Source organism: Vibrio sp. 1151_11, from assembly GCF_029478525.1.
GTDB lineage: Bacteria > Pseudomonadota > Gammaproteobacteria > Enterobacterales > Vibrionaceae > Vibrio > Vibrio anguillarum.
Genome location: NZ_SHMN01000008.1, coordinates 30,048 through 47,534 on the forward strand (window position 1 = coordinate 30,048; position 17,487 = coordinate 47,534).

At 46.2% G+C, this 17,487-nt stretch carries 14 protein-coding genes; 7 read left to right on the top strand and 7 right to left on the bottom strand.

Translation table 11 applies throughout. From position 1 onward, the window contains the following. Positions 1-30: 30 nt before the first annotated feature. The 3 genes from aceE to lpdA all read left to right on the top strand — a co-directional run bounded on the left by aceE (position 31) and on the right by lpdA (position 6,336). Positions 31-2,706 carry a pyruvate dehydrogenase (acetyl-transferring), homodimeric type gene (gene aceE / locus EXZ60_RS08050; RefSeq protein ID WP_013857675.1) on the top strand — a complete coding sequence of 892 codons (2,676 nt, stop codon included), beginning with the start codon at positions 31-33 and terminating at the stop codon, positions 2,704-2,706. 18 nt (positions 2,707-2,724) lie between these two features. Further along, entirely contained in the window at positions 2,725-4,608 is a 1,884-nt protein-coding gene (aceF, locus tag EXZ60_RS08055) for a pyruvate dehydrogenase complex dihydrolipoyllysine-residue acetyltransferase (protein ID WP_277435529.1), read from the top strand. A gap of 300 nt (positions 4,609-4,908) precedes the next feature. Further along, the gene (gene lpdA / locus EXZ60_RS08060) at positions 4,909-6,336 is read left to right on the top strand and encodes a dihydrolipoyl dehydrogenase (RefSeq protein WP_013857673.1); all 1,428 of its coding nucleotides are present in this window, start codon (positions 4,909-4,911) and stop codon (positions 6,334-6,336) included. Positions 6,337-6,453: 117 nt separating this feature from the next. Here lpdA and EXZ60_RS08065 read toward each other — a convergent pair whose 3' ends face one another. After that, positions 6,454-7,071, bottom strand: coding sequence for a LuxR/HapR/OpaR family quorum-sensing transcriptional regulator (locus EXZ60_RS08065; RefSeq protein ID WP_013857672.1), 618 nt, complete (start codon positions 7,069-7,071; stop codon positions 6,454-6,456). Between the two features lie 371 nt (positions 7,072-7,442). Here EXZ60_RS08065 and hpt point away from each other — a divergent pair, with 371 nt between their 5' ends. After that, on the top strand, positions 7,443-7,973 hold the full coding sequence (gene hpt, locus EXZ60_RS08070; RefSeq protein ID WP_010319544.1) for a hypoxanthine phosphoribosyltransferase: 531 nt from the start codon (positions 7,443-7,445) through the stop codon (positions 7,971-7,973). Between the two features lie 85 nt (positions 7,974-8,058). Here the strand turns inward: hpt and can are convergent, their stop codons facing one another. Then, a complete protein-coding gene (can, locus tag EXZ60_RS08075; RefSeq protein ID WP_013857670.1) occupies positions 8,059-8,727 on the bottom strand; it encodes a carbonate dehydratase in 669 nt (222 codons plus the stop codon). A 250-nt stretch (positions 8,728-8,977) separates the two neighbouring features. On the opposite strand from can, the gene EXZ60_RS08080 reads away from it, so the two are divergent. The 3 genes from EXZ60_RS08080 to EXZ60_RS08090 all read left to right on the top strand — a co-directional run bounded on the left by EXZ60_RS08080 (position 8,978) and on the right by EXZ60_RS08090 (position 12,483). Beyond that, positions 8,978-10,645 (top strand): SulP family inorganic anion transporter, encoded by a 1,668-nt coding sequence (locus EXZ60_RS08080; protein ID WP_047690045.1) that lies wholly within the window; start codon positions 8,978-8,980, stop codon positions 10,643-10,645. A gap of 141 nt (positions 10,646-10,786) precedes the next feature. After that, positions 10,787-11,707: an ABC transporter ATP-binding protein gene (locus tag EXZ60_RS08085; RefSeq protein ID WP_026027559.1), complete on the top strand. Its 921-nt coding sequence runs from the start codon at positions 10,787-10,789 to the stop codon at positions 11,705-11,707. Positions 11,708-11,712: 5 nt separating this feature from the next. Beyond that, entirely contained in the window at positions 11,713-12,483 is a 771-nt protein-coding gene (locus EXZ60_RS08090) for an ABC transporter permease (protein ID WP_010319547.1), read from the top strand. Between the two features lie 426 nt (positions 12,484-12,909). On the opposite strand, the gene panC is transcribed toward EXZ60_RS08090, so the two are convergent. The 5 genes from panC to gluQRS form a co-directional block, all read right to left on the bottom strand. Beyond that, positions 12,910-13,791, bottom strand: a complete 882-nt coding sequence (gene panC, locus EXZ60_RS08095) for a pantoate--beta-alanine ligase (protein WP_010319549.1) — start codon at positions 13,789-13,791, stop codon at positions 12,910-12,912. A gap of 11 nt (positions 13,792-13,802) precedes the next feature. Continuing rightward, positions 13,803-14,597 (bottom strand): 3-methyl-2-oxobutanoate hydroxymethyltransferase, encoded by a 795-nt coding sequence (gene panB / locus EXZ60_RS08100; protein WP_010319550.1) that lies wholly within the window; start codon positions 14,595-14,597, stop codon positions 13,803-13,805. Next, a complete protein-coding gene (gene folK, locus EXZ60_RS08105; protein ID WP_017045879.1) occupies positions 14,597-15,103 on the bottom strand; it encodes a 2-amino-4-hydroxy-6-hydroxymethyldihydropteridine diphosphokinase in 507 nt (168 codons plus the stop codon). Before folK ends, panB begins: the two co-directional genes overlap by 1 nt. After that, on the bottom strand, positions 15,100-16,461 hold the full coding sequence (gene pcnB / locus EXZ60_RS08110) for a polynucleotide adenylyltransferase PcnB (protein ID WP_176429456.1): 1,362 nt from the start codon (positions 16,459-16,461) through the stop codon (positions 15,100-15,102). The genes folK and pcnB overlap by 4 nt, the downstream gene beginning before the upstream one ends. 107 nt (positions 16,462-16,568) lie before the next feature. Then, positions 16,569-17,438 carry a tRNA glutamyl-Q(34) synthetase GluQRS gene (gene gluQRS / locus EXZ60_RS08115; protein WP_088731732.1) on the bottom strand — a complete coding sequence of 290 codons (870 nt, stop codon included), beginning with the start codon at positions 17,436-17,438 and terminating at the stop codon, positions 16,569-16,571. Between the last annotated feature and the right edge of the window lie 49 nt (positions 17,439-17,487).

Here is a 17,487-nt window from a genome sequence, read left to right on the forward strand (position 1 = left end):
TAGATCCAACCAATAGAAGGATAGATCGCCATGTCTGACATGAAGCATGACGTAGATGCACTGGAAACTCAGGAATGGCTAGCCGCCCTTGAGTCAGTTGTACGTGAAGAAGGTGTAGAACGCGCTCAGTTCTTACTTGAGCAAATTCTAGATAAAGCACGTCTAGACGGTGTTGATATGCCAACCGGTATTACCACGAACTACATCAACACCATTCCAGCTGCGCAAGAACCAGCATACCCAGGTGACACAACGCTTGAGCGTCGCATTCGCTCAATCATCCGTTGGAACGCGATTATGATCGTTCTACGTGCATCGAAAAAAGACCTCGATCTTGGCGGCCACATGGCGTCATTCCAGTCTTCTGCTTCGTTCTACGAAACATGTTTTAACCACTTCTTCCGTGCGCCGAATGAAAAAGATGGCGGTGACTTGGTTTATTATCAAGGTCACATCTCACCAGGGATCTACGCACGTGCGTTCGTTGAAGGCCGCCTAACGGCTGAGCAACTTGACAACTTCCGCCAAGAAGTGGATGGCAAAGGTATTCCTTCCTACCCACACCCGAAATTGATGCCTGAATTCTGGCAATTCCCGACCGTATCTATGGGTCTGGGTCCAATTTCTGCAATCTATCAAGCGCGTTTCCTCAAATATCTTGATGGCCGTGGTATGAAAGACACTTCTGAACAGCGTGTATACGCGTTCCTAGGTGATGGCGAGATGGATGAGCCAGAATCACGCGGTGCGATTTCATTCGCCGCTCGTGAGAAGCTTGATAACCTATGTTTCCTTATCAACTGTAACTTGCAACGTCTAGACGGCCCGGTCATGGGTAACGGTAAGATCATCCAAGAACTTGAAGGCCTATTTAAAGGCGCAGGTTGGAACGTTGTTAAAGTGATTTGGGGTAACAACTGGGATTCTCTACTGGCGAAAGACACCACAGGTAAGCTGCTTCAGTTGATGAACGAAACCATCGATGGTGACTACCAAACATTTAAAGCGAAAGATGGTGCTTACGTGCGTAAACACTTCTTTGGTAAATACCCAGAAACAGCGGCGCTTGTTGCTGACATGACTGACGATCAAATTTTCGCGCTCAAGCGTGGTGGTCACGAATCTTCTAAACTGTACGCCGCCTTTACTAATGCTCAAGACACGAAAGGCAAGCCAACCGTGATTCTGGCGAAGACCGTTAAAGGTTACGGCATGGGTGAAGCGGCAGAAGGTAAGAACATCGCTCACCAAGTGAAGAAAATGGACATGACTCACGTGCTGCAACTGCGTGATCGCCTTGGTCTACAAGATCTTCTGACGGATGAAGCTGTGAAAGAGTTGCCATACCTAACATTGGCAGAAGGCTCGAAAGAGCACGAATACTTACACGCTCGCCGTAAAGCGCTAAAAGGTTACACACCTCAACGCTTGCCTAAGTTCACTCAAGAACTTGTGATTCCAGCGGTTGAAGAGTTCAAGCCTCTGCTTGAAGAGCAAAAACGTGAAATCTCAACCACAATGGCGTTTGTCCGTGCGTTGAACATTTTGCTCAAAGATAAGAGCATTGGTAAAAATATTGTGCCAATCATTGCAGATGAAGCACGTACTTTCGGTATGGAAGGTCTGTTCCGTCAAATCGGTATCTATAACCCACACGGTCAAAACTACACTCCTCAAGACCGCGACATCGTTTCTTACTATAAAGAAGCGACTTCAGGTCAGGTACTGCAAGAAGGGATCAACGAGCTGGGTGCTATGTCTTCATGGGTTGCTGCTGCAACTTCATACTCGACAAACGATCTGCCAATGATTCCGTTCTACATCTACTACTCTATGTTTGGTTTCCAACGCGTTGGCGACATGGCATGGATGGCAGGTGACCAACAAGCACGTGGTTTCCTATTGGGCGCTACCGCTGGTCGTACGACGCTGAACGGTGAAGGTCTACAGCACGAAGACGGTCACTCGCACATATTGGCGGCAACGGTTCCTAACTGTCTTTCTTACGATCCAACATTTGCTTACGAAGTTGCAGTCATCATGCAAGACGGTATTCGCCGCATGTATGGTGATCAAGAGAACGTGTTCTACTACCTAACGCTGATGAACGAGAACTACGCAATGCCTGAAATGCCACAAGGCGCTGAAGAAGGTATTCGTAAAGGTATCTACAAATTAGAAAGCTACGCTCCACAAGGAACGACTGGCTCTAAAGGTAAAGTTCAGTTAATGAGCTCAGGTACGATCATGAACGAAGTACGCAAAGCGGCTCAAATCTTAAGTGATGAGTACGGCGTGGCTTCTGATGTTTACTCAGTAACATCATTCAATGAAGTGACTCGTGATGGCCAAGCATGTGAGCGTTACAACATGCTTCACCCTGAAGCGCAGCCGCAAGTACCTTACATTCAAACGGTAATGGGTAGCGAGCCTGCCATCGCAGCAACTGACTACATGAAGAACTACGCTGAGCAAGCGCGTGCGTTTATCCCGGCTGAATCATACAAAGTACTAGGTACTGATGGTTTTGGTCGTTCTGATAGCCGTGAAAACCTACGTCGTCACTTCGAAGTGAACGCAGGTTACGTGGTGGTTGCCGCGCTAAGCGAACTAGCGAAACGTGGTGATGTTGAGAAATCAGTTGTGGTTGAAGCGATTAAGAAATTCAACATCGATACTGAAAAAACAAACCCGCTATACGCTTAATTAAGGTAGGAAAGAATAATGGCAATCGAAATTAATGTACCGGATATTGGTGCGGATGAGGTTGAAGTTACTGAGATTCTTGTCAGCGTTGGCGACAAGGTTGAAGAAGAGCAATCTCTTATTACTGTAGAAGGTGATAAGGCTTCTATGGAAGTACCGGCTTCTCAAGCGGGTATTGTAAAAGAAATCAAAGTAGTCACTGGCGATAAAGTATCGACCGGTTCACTTATCATGATTTTTGAAGCAGAAGGCGCTGCGGTCGCGGCGCCAGCAGTGGAAGCTGCACCGGTTGCAGCTCCTGCTGCCGCGGCTGTCGCTGAGCTTAAAGAAGTTCACGTGCCAGATATCGGCGGTGACGAAGTGGAAGTTACTGAAATTATGGTCGCAGTCGGCGATTCAATCGCAGAAGAGCAATCTCTACTGACGGTTGAAGGTGACAAAGCCTCAATGGAAGTACCTGCTCCATTTGCTGGTGTACTGAAAGAGATCAAAGTGGCCGCGGGCGATAAAGTATCGACAGGCTCACTGGTGATGATCTTTGAAGTGGCGGGTTCCGCTCCGGCGGCAGCCTCTGCTCAAGTGGCAGCACCTGTAGCCGCAGCACCAGCCGCTTCGGCAGCAAAAGAGATCCACGTACCGGATATCGGTGGTGATGAAGTCGAAGTGACGGAAATCATGGTGGCGGTTGGCGATACCGTGAGTGAAGAGCAGTCTCTTATCACCGTTGAAGGCGATAAAGCATCAATGGAAGTTCCTGCGCCGTTTGCTGGTGTTGTGAAAGAGATCAAAGTTGCAGCTGGCGATAAAGTGTCAACAGGCTCTCTTATCATGGTGTTTGAAGTTGCCGGTGCAGCGCCCGTTGCCGTAGCTGCCCCTGCGCAAGCAGCGGCTCCAGCCGCATCAGCGCCAAAAGCGGAAGCGGTAAAATCAGCTGTGGCAGCACCTGCCGAGTTTGAAGAGAACAATGAGTACTCTCACGCATCACCGGTTGTGCGCCGTATTGCGCGTGAATTTGGTGTTAACCTAGCGAAAGTCAAAGGTTCTGGCCGTAAGAGCCGCATCCTAAAAGAAGACGTGCAAAACTACGTGAAAGAAGCGCTTAAGCGTCTTGAATCGGGTTCTGCCGCAGTGGCTTCTGGTAAAGGTGATGGCGCCGCGCTTGGCTTGCTACCTTGGCCAAAAGTGGACTTCAGCAAGTTTGGTGACACAGAAGTAAAACCGCTTTCACGTATTAAGAAGATCTCTGGTGCTAACTTGCATCGTAACTGGGTGATGATCCCACACGTTACCCAATGGGATAATGCGGATATCACCGAGCTTGAGAACTTCCGTAAAGAGCAAAATGCGATTGAAGCGAAGAACGACACTGGCATGAAGATCACCCCATTGGTGTTCATCATGAAAGCGGTAGCGAAAGCACTAGAAGCATTCCCATCGTTTAACTCTTCACTTTCTGAAGATGGCGAAAGCTTGATTCTGAAGAAGTACGTGAACGTGGGTATTGCTGTTGATACGCCAAATGGTCTTGTTGTTCCTGTCTTCAAAGATGTGAACAAAAAAGGCATTTATGAGCTATCAAGAGAGCTGGCTGAAGTATCGAAGAAAGCCCGTGCAGGTAAACTGACCGCTGCAGACATGCAAGGTGGCTGTTTCACTATCTCTAGCTTAGGTGGTATCGGCGGTACAGCGTTTACGCCTATCGTTAACGCGCCAGAAGTCGGTATCCTTGGGGTATCTAAGTCTGAGTTTAAGCCAGTGTGGAACGGTAAAGAGTTCGAACCACGCCTACAACTGCCACTATCACTGTCATACGATCACCGTGTGATTGATGGTGCGGAAGGTGCGCGTTTCATCACATTCCTAAATGGCGCGCTATCAGACATTCGTCGTCTGGTTCTGTAAGCCAAGTTTAGTGAAAGAGAGGGCGGCCGTTAAAGCCGCCCTTGTTAACACGAATAATTGAACAATTGGATTATGAAGGGTTTTTTCTTAATCGAATTGTCGTCTAGCTCACAGGCTAAATGGATTTACTTTTCACACCATTAACATCTCTGTAAACTGTTGCGGTCTGAAAATAATTCGTTTTAATTCATTTGTTTTAAGTAATTGGCTCAGTCATGGGTTTAATTCATTGGATTAAACACTAAAAACAACGAGAACATCCACTCAGCCTGTTAGGGATAATGACTACAAGAGGTCAAAATGAGCAAAGAAATCAAAGCCCAAGTCGTCGTACTTGGTGCCGGTCCTGCTGGTTACTCCGCTGCATTCCGCTGTGCAGACTTAGGTCTTGAAACAGTACTTGTTGAACGCTACAGCACCCTTGGCGGTGTGTGTTTGAACGTGGGTTGTATCCCATCAAAAGCGTTGCTGCACGTTGCAAAAGTTATCGAAGAAGCGAAAGCATTGGCCCAGCACGGTATTGTGTTTGGTGAACCACAAACGGACATCGATAAAATCCGCCTTTGGAAAGAAAAAGTTATCAACCAGTTAACGGGCGGTCTTGGCGGCATGGCGAAGATGCGCAAAGTGACGGTCGTGAACGGTTTCGGCAAATTTACTGGCCCTAACGCCATTGAAGTTGAAGGTGAAGACGGTAAAACCGTGGTTAACTTTGATAACGCCATCGTTGCAGCTGGTTCTCGTCCAATTAAACTGCCATTCATTCCTCATGAAGACCCACGCATTTGGGATTCAACGGATGCACTTGAACTGAAAGAAGTTCCTGGGAAACTGTTGATCATGGGTGGTGGTATCATCGGTCTAGAAATGGCGACGGTTTACCACTCGCTAGGTTCTAAGATTGATGTGGTTGAGATGTTTGACCAACTTATCCCAGCGGCGGATAAAGACATGGTTAAAGTCTACACCAAACGTATCAAAGACAAATTTAACCTGATGCTTGAAACCAAAGTAACCGCTGTTGAAGCAAAAGAAGATGGTATCTACGTTTCAATGGAAGGCAAAAAAGCACCAGCGCAAGCTGAGCGTTATGATGCCGTTCTTGTTGCTATCGGCCGTGTACCAAACGGTAAGCTGATGGATGCTGAAAAAGCAGGTATTGAAGTGGATGAGCGCGGCTTTATCAATGTTGATAAGCAAATGCGTACTAACGTTCCTCATATCTTCGCGATCGGTGATATTGTTGGTCAACCAATGTTGGCGCACAAAGGTGTGCATGAAGGCCACGTAGCAGCAGAAGTAATTTCTGGTAAGAAGCACTACTTCGATCCTAAAGTTATCCCTTCAATTGCGTACACTGAGCCAGAAGTGGCTTGGGTTGGTAAAACTGAAAAAGAAGCCAAAGCAGAAGGCATTAACTACGAAGTCGCGACATTCCCATGGGCAGCTTCTGGCCGTGCTATCGCTTCTGATTGTGCAGACGGTATGACTAAGCTTATCTTTGATAAAGAGACTCACCGCGTGATTGGTGGCGCTATTGTTGGTACTAACGGCGGCGAACTGCTTGGTGAAATCGGTTTGGCTATCGAGATGGGTTGTGATGCAGAAGATATCGCTTTGACGATTCATGCTCACCCAACGTTACATGAATCGGTAGGCCTTGCTGCGGAAGTATTTGAAGGCACGATTACTGATCTGCCAAACGCAAAAGCGAAAAAGAAAAAGTAACTTCAACGCTGATGCGTTAAATTGCTGGTTAGTTAAATTGCCGGTTCGTAACATAGTAAAAAACCGCTGAATTCAGCGGTTTTTTATGCTCATAATTCAGAGACTAGGAAGTTAAGCCTAGTGATCTTTTTTATAGATGCAGAGCATGCTGAGGTAGCTTTTCACGAGTACACCCATGCTGGCTTCGTCTTGTATACGATTTGCTTGTACAAACAGTGAGTAGAAGATACCAAGAAAGAGCGTAGCAAGATGTTCTGGTTCATGCCGATCGCACACTTCGCCACGTTCAATGGCTTTGATAAACATATTTTGTACCAAAAGTTGATTAGTACGGTTGGTGGAGACAAAAAGTGGCCACACTTCTTCGCGCGTTGAAGCGCTCCATTCAAACCATACTTTTAACCAGTGACAATCTTCAATCACAAGAGAAATCATCTTAGTGGTGATGTTGGTTAAGTTATCTTTCGCATGCAAATCAAGATCAATATTATCTGCGAGGAAGTTTGAAAACTGACGTACAACATGAGTGAGTACGTCGTCGACTAAATCTTCTCGGGTTGGAAAGTAGTTAAAGACAGTAGCGACTGAAACTTGGGCGATTTCAGCAATATCTGCGTGGCCACCTCGGCCTATTCCCCGTGTTGCAAACACTTCAAGGGCGATTTCCATCAGTTGAAGTTTGCGTTTTTGTGGTGATAAGCGAGTTCTGGGGCGTTTTTCTATCGATGTTTCCATGAGTTGTTAATCCTTGCCAATGACTGTTGAATTGAGCTTTTCGCTCTAATGATTATTTTGTTAGTTGCTTTAAAGCTTTATGAGTGTACTGCTGCATATGGTTGAGGTCAACGTTTCGAGTTTGTTTTTTGTGCGATCGTGTTAAATCCCATCGGATTCAACGTGTTTTATTGTATCTTTTATTGATGTGGCGTATTTGTGGTGAGCGTGTCTGCGGCAGCGTAGGAGCTTTATTTCATCATATCCAGAGTTTTGCTAATTATTTAACTATCCTGTGTGGCAGTGGTACTATACGCGCCAAGCTAGTTACGCGACGCCATCATTAAACTGCGATGATCGTAGCGTGTCGCATCACCCGAAAAGAGAACAGTATGAAACATACAGTTGAAGTGATGATTTCTGAGCAAGTGGTTCAGGAACGAATTCGTGAATTAGGCAAACAAATCACAGAGCATTACCAAGGTAGTGAAGATCTGGTGCTGGTGGGCTTGTTGCGCGGCTCATTTGTCTTCATGGCAGACTTAGCTCGCGCGATCGACTTAGTTCATCAAGTCGATTTTATGACCGCGTCAAGTTATGGCAACACGATGCAAAGCTCACGTGATGTGCGCATTCTGAAAGATCTGGATGATGACATTAAAGGTAAAGATGTGTTGCTGGTAGAAGACATTATTGATACGGGTAATACACTAAATAAAGTAAAAGAAATTTTGTCTTTGCGTGAACCTAAATCGATTCACATCTGTACTTTACTGGATAAACCTTCACGCCGTGAAGTACCTGTAGAGGTCAAGTGGATCGGTTTTGAAATCCCAGATGAATTTGTCGTGGGCGTAGGTATCGACTACGCGCAAAAATATCGTCACCTACCTTACATTGGTAAAGTTGTGCCGCAAGCGTAATTTTGCCAGCGATAATAGAATGCCCACTAAAATAGTGGGCATTCTGTATTTTTAACTATCAGTTTTAACGGCAATTAACACGCTGTTATCGACACAGCAAGTTATGTTGCGCATTAAGAATTTTTTCCATCGCTTTTTGATAGGTGTCGTTGACTCGCTCACGTGAATCGCAGCGAACGCCTAAGTATTCCAAACGTCCGTCTTCAATACCGTAGACCACGCCATGCAGCTCGACATCTTGGCCGCGCTCCCATGCGTTTTGCAGTACGGTTGAGTTACCTAAATTATACACTTGCTCGGCAACGTTGATTTCGCACAATTTGTCGGCTTTATCTTGTTCTGGCATTGCATCTAAGTAGGTACGGTGCTTAAGGTATAAGTCACGCACGTGCAGTAACCAGTTGTTGATCAAGCCCAGCGGTGGGTTATCAATCGCTGCGTTGACGCCACCGCAGTCATAGTGCCCACAGATGATGATGTGCTTGACCTTCAGTACGTCAACCGCGTACTGCACCACAGAAAGGCAGTTAAGGTCAGTGTGAATCACTTGGTTTGCAACGTTGCGGTGTACAAACAGCTCACCAGAATAAAGCCCAGTCAAACGCTCGGCCGGAACTCGGCTATCAGAACAACCAATCCATAGAAAATCTGGGTCTTGCCCGCGAGCGAGTTTTGCAAAGTACTCAGGACGTTCAGCCTTAATCGATTCAGACCAACGTGAGTTATTTTCAAAAAGCTGTTTCAATTCTGGCATCTCACTTCCCTTAAAAATAGTTCAATCGCATTAATGGTAATGCGCAAGAATAGGCCTGACTATACACAATGTTACAATTCTGTTCTCTTATAAAATGACAAAACACTCACTCATCTGACGAGTTTTCCTAGTAAAAAAATTAAACTGCTTCCATCGCTATTTGTATAGTCAACAGAGAATCAATCACATGTAAAATAATGATTAATTATTAGAATGATGATTTGTTAGAGTGAGACAACCTATTTTGAGTATGAGGAAAAGCATTGTGTTTAGAGGCCGTTTTGCCGATATCGACCTAAAAGGAGACGTCTTTGGTGGCGTCACGACCGCGATTATTTCACTGCCACTTGCCTTGGCTTTTGGTGTGGCGTCTGGTGCGGGTGCAGAAGCAGGGCTTTGGGGAGCAATATTGGTGGGGCTGTTTGCTGCCTTGTTTGGTGGTTCATCTACATTAATTTCTGAACCCACAGGGCCAATGACGGTCATTATGACGGCCATTTTAACCAGCATGGTGGCGCGTTATCCTGAAACGGGGCTTGCAGTTAGCTTCACGGTTGTCATGATGGCAGGCGCTTTTCAGATTGTACTTGGCACTTTAAAACTCGGGAAATACATCACCTTAATGCCCTATAGCGTGATCTCTGGCTTTATGTCAGGAATTGGGGTGATTTTGATTATCCTGCAGTTGTCACCGCTGCTTGGTCAGGCGGCCCCCGCTGGGGGAGTGATGGGAACGTTAACCGCGTTGCCCGAGATCATTAGTCAGATGAAGTTCAGTGAGCTCTTTCTTGGTTTGTTAACCTTAGGCATTTTATTTTTTCTCCCGGCTCAATATCGCAAACAAGTGCCCGTTCAATTGGTCGCTTTAGTCGGCGTGACGCTTGTTTCGGTACTGTTATTTGATAGCGATGAGATCCGCCGTATTGGTGTGATCCCTGCTGGCTTACCCTCTTTTGTTATTCCAACCTTCAATGCCGAGATGTTCACCACCATGGTGATTGACGCTTTAGTACTCGGTACGCTCGGCTGCATTGATACGTTGCTCACCGCGGTAATTGGCGATTCTCTAACGCGTAAAGAGCATGATTCCGATAAAGAACTGCGAGGGCAAGGGCTGGCTAATATGATCGCGGGTTTATTGGGTGCGTTGCCGGGTGCAGGTGCAACCATGGGTACGGTGACCAATATTCAGGTCGGCGCGCGTTCTCCTCTGTCTGGTGTAGTTCGTGCCTTAGTATTAGCCTTAGTGGTATTGGTGGCGGGAGGCTTAACCGAACCTATTCCAATGGCGGTATTGGCAGGGATTGCGGTGTATGTTGGTTTTAATATTCTTGATTGGAGCTTTATCCAACGCGCGCATAAGGTGAGTGTGCAGGGGATGGCCATCATGTATGGCGTGATGCTGTTAACTGTCTTTGTCGATTTGATTGTTGCGGTTGGCTTGGGCGTTTTTATCTCAAATATTTTGATCATAGAACGCTTGAGCCGCGAGCAAGCTCGCCAAGTGAAAGCCATTAGTGATGCTGATGAAAACGATGTGCCATTGACTGATAGCGAACGAGCTTTATTGGATCAAGCCAATGGTAAGGTGCTGTTTTTTTATCTCTCAGGGCCGATGATTTTTAGTGTATCTAAAGCGATCGCTCGCCAGCACAATCACATCAGTGACTATGAAGCGATGATTTTAGATCTTACTGATGTACCTATGATTGATGTGACGGTTGGGCTTGCTTTAGAAAACGCGATTAATGATGCCTTAGATGCCCACTGCGCGGTCTACTTACTTTGCCCAAATGTGCACACCAAACAGCAACTGGAAAAGTTTCATATTTTGGATCTGGTGCCAACCGAGCAGACTTTTTCGTTTCGTTATGAAGCGCTCAATGCTGCGGTTAAGCAGGTAGCCCAAAATCGTTAAGCGTTAAGGTTGTGCAAGAATGAATTACGCAGATCGCTGGATCTGCGTTTTTTTATTTTATCAATTTCTAATATTGGGTTGAAAAACGCGAGCCTTAGCAGCACATTGGATAGGTTAATATCACAAAGAGTGATCCGTCGAATGTACGCATTAGAAATAGAACAATTACGAAAAACTTACGCTGGTGGGTTTGAGGCCCTAAAAGGGGTGAGTTTACAGGTTGAAAAAGGCGATTTTTACGCACTGCTTGGGCCCAATGGGGCCGGGAAATCAACCACCATTGGCATTATCTCTTCGCTGGTCAATAAAACCTCTGGCACCGTTAAAGTGTTTGGTTTTGATATTGATAAAGATCTTGAACTGGCCAAGCAACATATTGGTTTAGTTCCGCAGGAGTTTAACTTCAACCAGTTTGAAACGGTTGAGCAAATTGTGTTGCAGCAAGCTGGGTATTACGGCGTGACGAAAGCGTTAGCGAAAGAGAGGGCCGAGAAGTACCTCTCAAAACTCGATTTGTGGGAAAAACGTAAAGAGCGTGCACGTAATCTTTCTGGTGGTATGAAACGCCGTTTGATGATTGCTCGAGCTTTAATGCATGAACCTAAGTTGCTGATTTTAGATGAACCCACCGCTGGTGTGGATATTGAACTGCGCCGTTCGATGTGGGAGTTCTTAACTGAGATTAACGCGCAAGGGATCACCATTATCTTAACCACGCACTATTTAGAAGAAGCGGAGATGCTGTGCCGCAATATCGGCATTATTAACCGAGGTGAGCTTATTGAAAATACCTCGATGAAGGATTTGCTGGCCAAATTACAGCTCGAAACCTTTATTCTAGATATCGCAGAGAATTCTCCGCCAGCGCCACAACTCAGTGGTGTGATCTCGCAAACCATGCTCAACGGTTCGTTACAAATTGAGTTGGAGAAAACGAAAGGGCTAAATTCAGTCTTTTCACAGTTAACAGAACAGGGAATTACGGTGCTTTCAATGCGCAATAAAGCGAACCGCCTTGAAGAGCTGTTTGTTAGCATTGTTCAACAGCAGAGCCGAGGATAATCATGATGTATCGTTTATATTGGACGGCTTTTTGCAGTTTACTGACTAAAGAAATCAACCGTTTTACGCGTATTTGGGTGCAAACCTTAGTACCGCCAGCCATCACCATGACGCTCTATTTCATTATTTTTGGCAATCTAATTGGTTCGCGTATTGGCCAGATGAACGGCTTTAGCTATATGGAATATATTGTCCCGGGCTTAATTATGATGTCGGTGATCACTAACTCATACTCGAACGTCGCCTCTTCTTTCTTTAGTGCGAAGTTTCAGAAAAACATCGAAGAGTTGTTAGTTGCGCCTGTACCTAACTACGTCATTATCGCCGGATTTGTGATGGGTGGGGTAGTGCGTGGCTTGTTGGTAGGCACGATAGTGACTCTAGTGTCGCTGTTCTTTGTTGATCTCAAGGTCGATCATTGGGGGATCATTGCGGCGACGGTTTTTCTCACCTCTGTTGTGTTCGCTTTAGGCGGCATGATTAACGCCATTTTTGCTAAAACCTTTGATGACATTTCGATTATTCCTACCTTTGTATTGACGCCATTAACCTACTTGGGTGGGGTATTTTATTCGATCAGCCTATTGCCTGACTTTTGGCAAGCGGTATCGAAAATCAACCCAATCGTCTACATGGTTAATGCCTTCCGCTACGGTTTTCTTGGTGTGTCGGATGTGGGAATTGTTACCTCGTTCAGTGTGCTTGGTATTTTTGTAGTGGCCCTGTATGGGGTTGCGCATTATCTGGTTTCGCGTGGTATCGGGTTAAGGACTTAATAGTTCCTCCCCCTTTTAGGGGGAGGCTAGGAGGGTGTCACCCCACCCTAACCCTGTCTCTTGATTCACCAGACTTGTGATCAAGAGACAGACCCTAACCCTCCCCTTGAAGGGGAGGGAATTAGTTTGTGATCGTTGGGAGTAAGCCATTAATGATGATCGACGTGGTTTGTTAAAACAGTTTCTGTCCAAAAATGAGCTAAAAATTTATCACTATTTATTGTCATTTCATCAACCTTAGTAGTAACAAACCTCAAAAAAGATCAAACTATATTGTTCACCGACAATCGCGTTCGACTCAGTTAAATAACGATACAAAAAAGGTCGCTCCTTATGGGCGACCTTTGCAATATAGGGTTTTGAAGTGAAAATGAGTCATCACTTCATCACTTCATCACTTCATCACTTCATCACTTGAAATAGCAATTACTCTTCTTCAGGGTCCGCTTTCGTTTCGGCGCTAAATTCCAACACTTGGTTATCGATTAAGCGTACTTTACCCAGAAATGCAGACACTAAGATCACCGCTTGTGTGGTCTCATTCGAGATCAGTTGCAGCGTTTTGGCATCGCGAATAAACAACTCATCAGGTTGTAGCCCAGCAGCGCGCAATTGGTCACTGGCATCTTCAATGATCGACGCGTAATCGTCGCGGCCACCACGCAGTGCACTGCTTATCCAACGCATGGTGCGAGCAAGGACAGGAGCACGTTGGCGTTCATCTAACGTCAGCAGCCCGTTACGTGAACTCATCGCCAAGCCATCCATTTCACGGACGGTAGGGACGCCGACAATCTCGATATCCATACAAAGATCGCTGACCATTTGGCGGATCACCGCTAACTGTTGAAAATCTTTTTCACCAAAACAGGCAACATTCGGCTGCACTATGTTGAACAGCTTAGCAACTATGGTTGCAACGCCACGGAAATGCCCTGGTCTTGATGCGCCTTCGAGCATATGAGAAAGCCCCGGTACTTCAACAAAGGTCTGTTTTTCTAATCCTTGCGGGTACATTATTTCTGGGGTTGGGGTAAAGACCAAATCAACCGCTTCCGCGTTGAGTTTACTTAAGTCTTCATCCAGTGTTCTCGGGTAGTTATTTAAGTCATCCGCGCGGTCAAATTGCATCGGGTTAACAAAAATACTGACCACGACCACATTGCCCTCTTCACGTGCTTTACGCACTAGGGTTAAGTGGCCTTCATGTAAATTGCCCATGGTCGGCACAAAAGCGACTCGGCGGCCTTCACGCTTATACTGTTTGATCTGCTCGCGAAGAGCTGAAATGTCAGCAAAAGTTTGCATGAATATCTCCTTTAGGCGATGGTATGAGCGTCATCAGGGAAAGCGGCACTTTCTACATCTGCGATGTATTTTGCAACGGCTTTACGCATATCCCCTGTTTCAGCAAGAAAGTTTTTCGAGAATTTTGGCATGTAATTCGCCGAAATTCCGAACATATCGTGCATTACTAGAATTTGTCCATCGGTCACGTTACCTGCGCCAATGCCAATCACTGGCACATCAAGCACTTCGGTAATTCGCGCTGCTAGGCTGGCCGGTACGCACTCTAATAACACAATTTGTGCGCCCGCTTCTTGGAGCGCCAACGCGTCTTTGACCATTCGGTCTGCTTTTTCTTGGTCGCGGCCTTGTACTTTATAGCCACCAAAAATATTGACCGATTGTGGTGTTAAACCAAGGTGTGCGCAAACCGGAACCGCGCGTTCAGTCAGCATTTTCACCGTCTCGACCAGCCAATCACCACCTTCGATTTTGACCATATTTGCACCCGCTTGCATCAATTTAGCGGCGCTTTCACAGGCTTGTTGTGGTGTGGCATAGCTCATAAAAGGCATATCAGCCATCAATAAACAGTTAGGGCTACCAGCACGCACGCTGCGTGTGTGGTAGGCAATCTCTTCGACGGTGACGGGTAGGGTATCTGTGTGACCTTGTAGCACCATGCCTAGAGAATCGCCCACTAATAATACAGGCATCTCTTGGCTTTCAAAAAGCTGAGCAAAGCTTGCGTCATACGCGGTGACGGTTGCAAATTTACGACCTTGTTGTTTCCATTGGATCAGATCGTTTATGGTGATTTTTTTCATTAAATGTCCTTACGAGGCGCTGGCGAGTGCCAAATACCGAGCCCGTTACGTTCGACGAGCGGTAACAGTTGATTAAGCTCAGTCCCATCAGGGAGTTGTAAACTTGGTGCAATTTCGGCGAGCGGATAGAGCACGAATTCACGTACTTTCATTCCGTAGTGAGGAATGGTCAATCGCTCTGAATCGATCACCTCATTGCCGTAAAGAAGAATATCCAGATCGAGTGTTCTTGGCCCCCAACGTTCTTCTTTGCGAACACGCCCCTGTTCTAACTCGATGCTTTGGGTACAATCGAGCAGTTCAAGTGGCGTTAAATCGGTTTCTATCGCAACCACCGCATTGATGTAATCGGGCTGGTTTTGTGGCCCCATCGGTGTACTACTGTACAAGGATGAGGCGCTTAAAAATCGAGAGTGTGGTAAACATTTCAAGGCTTCAATGGCCTGCTTAGCTTGCGCGATTGGGTCGCCTAAATTACTGCCAACAGCAATATAAACGAGAATCATGATTCTGGGCGGCTCTTTTTATTACGTGGGCTTCTGCGGCGGCGTACATTGGGTTTGTTACTTGCGCCACTTTCCAAATCATTTGCCATCGCTTGGCGCATATCTCGCCCGGCGCTTTCAAACGTTGTCCACCAGTCAGCCAGTTTCTTCGTCTCTCCGCCTTCGATCTCGCCACGCATTTGTAGAAAATCAAAACCCGCTCGGAATTTGTTGAGCTCCATAAGGCGGAAGGCGCGTTTCCCATTGCGACGTGGTAAGCGCAACTGCAATTGCCAAATTTCGCGAATTGTCGCGGTATGACGACGAGGTATGGCAAGGGTTTTCACCACTTGGTCAAGGATGAGGTTACTCGCTTCCATGACGGCGTCGTAATAGGCGAAATTACGCTGCTGCATTAACGCATCAGCCAGTTTCACTGTCGGGTACCAGAACATGGCAGCAAACATGAAGGCTGGGTTGATGCGTTTACCTTCTTCAATACGCAGGTCGGTTGAATCTAAGACCAGATCCAACATCTGTTCTGTGTGCGAGTCGTAGTCTGGAGTGAACTCTTGAGCTATCACAGGGAACAACTGCTGGAACAGGTTGTACTCACGCATTAAGTGGTAGGTTTCTAAACCGTGGCCGGTTTGCAGCATCTTTAGCGATTCTTCATACAAACGTGCCGCAGGAATATCTTGCAGTAAAGGAGCAAGATGTTCGATTGGGTCGGCTGTCTCTTCTTCGATATCGAAATCGAGCTTGGCCGCAAAACGAATTGCACGCAACATGCGCACTGGGTCTTCACGGTAGCGCGTTTCAGGATCGCCAATTAAGCGGATGAGCTTATCTTCTAAGTCTTCCATGCCGCCAGCATAATCATGAATGCTGTAATCACCGATGTTGTAATACATGGCGTTAATCGTGAAGTCCCGGCGTTCAGCATCTTCATCAATGGTGCCGTAGACGTTATCACGTAGCAGCATACCCGCTTCAGATTGTGCTGAGACGTTTTGGCTCGGCTCTTGATGGTGTCCACGGAAAGTCGCCACTTCCACCACGTCGCGGCCAAACATGATGTGCGCTAAGCGAAAGCGACGGCCGATCAAGCGGCAATTGCGAAACTGTTGGCGTATTTGCTCTGGTGTTGCATTAGTGGCGATATCAAAATCTTTTGGTGTCTCACCTAATAGTAGGTCGCGTACTCCACCACCGACTAAATAGGCGTCAAAACCTGCGCCATGAAGTCGGTATAGCACCTTGAGCGCATTATCGCTGATTTGCTTGCGCGAAATATTGTGTTCATCACGAGTGATAATATTTAGAGCTAAGTCTTGGTAAACGCGATTTTCGCGTGGTGTATAGTCGTTTTTATTCATGTGCATCTGGCAATAATTGGTTTTTGCCAACCTTGCTTTTGTTATTTAAAGTGCCCGTTCGGGACGATTTTGCGGCTAATCATAGCGTAAGGATAGCCTTTTGAGAATCACGGTGTGATCTCGGTCTCCCGAGGGAGTTGTTCAACGTGCCAATTCTGACTGCCCCAAAAGATAATTTCATCGATGGAAGCGTCGCTAATCTCTTGTTTTATCTCAAACCCTAAAAAGCGCATTGCCTTAAGCAAGGTAGGTTTAGGATTTTGAATATCAATGGCTGTGGCATGATTCTGTTTGGATAATTTATTGCCATTACCATCCATCGCGAGCGGCAGGTGAAGGTAGCTTACCGGAGTTTTATGTAAGCAATGATACAAGCTGATTTGTCGTCCTGTTGGTTCAATTAAATCGGCTCCCCGCACCACTTCCGTCACTCCTTGATCGATATCATCGAGCACTACGGCAAGATTATAAGCAAATAAACCGTCACGTCGCTTAATGATGAAGTCTTCCTGTGCTAATGCTTTAGGAATGTGAATTTCGCCATGTTTTTGGTCGAAAAATGACTCTACCGGTGTATCAACACGCAACCTAACTGCGCAATCTTCGGTTAATGTTGGTTTTTTATAGCGGCATGTACCGGAATAAAAGCCACCCATCTGTTTAATTTGTTTACGCGTGCAATCACAATAATAGGCTTGTCCTGATTCAAGCCAGGCCTCAATTTGATCTTGGTATAAAGTGTGGCGCTGGCTTTGATAAACCACCTCACCATCCCAATGCAAACCATAGGCTTCGATGGCTTGAAGTATCAGGGTGGAGGCTCCTGGCATTTCCCTTGGCGGATCTAAATCTTCGATGCGAACCAACCACTTACCTTGCTGTGATTTTGCTTGAAAGTAGCTGCCAAGTGCAGCGATCAAAGAACCAAAATGAAGTGGGCCTGAAGGTGATGGGGCAAATCGGCCAATATAGTGCATTGCGATTCATCCAAGTTACAAGTTATTTGGGTATCGAGTGAAAACAAAA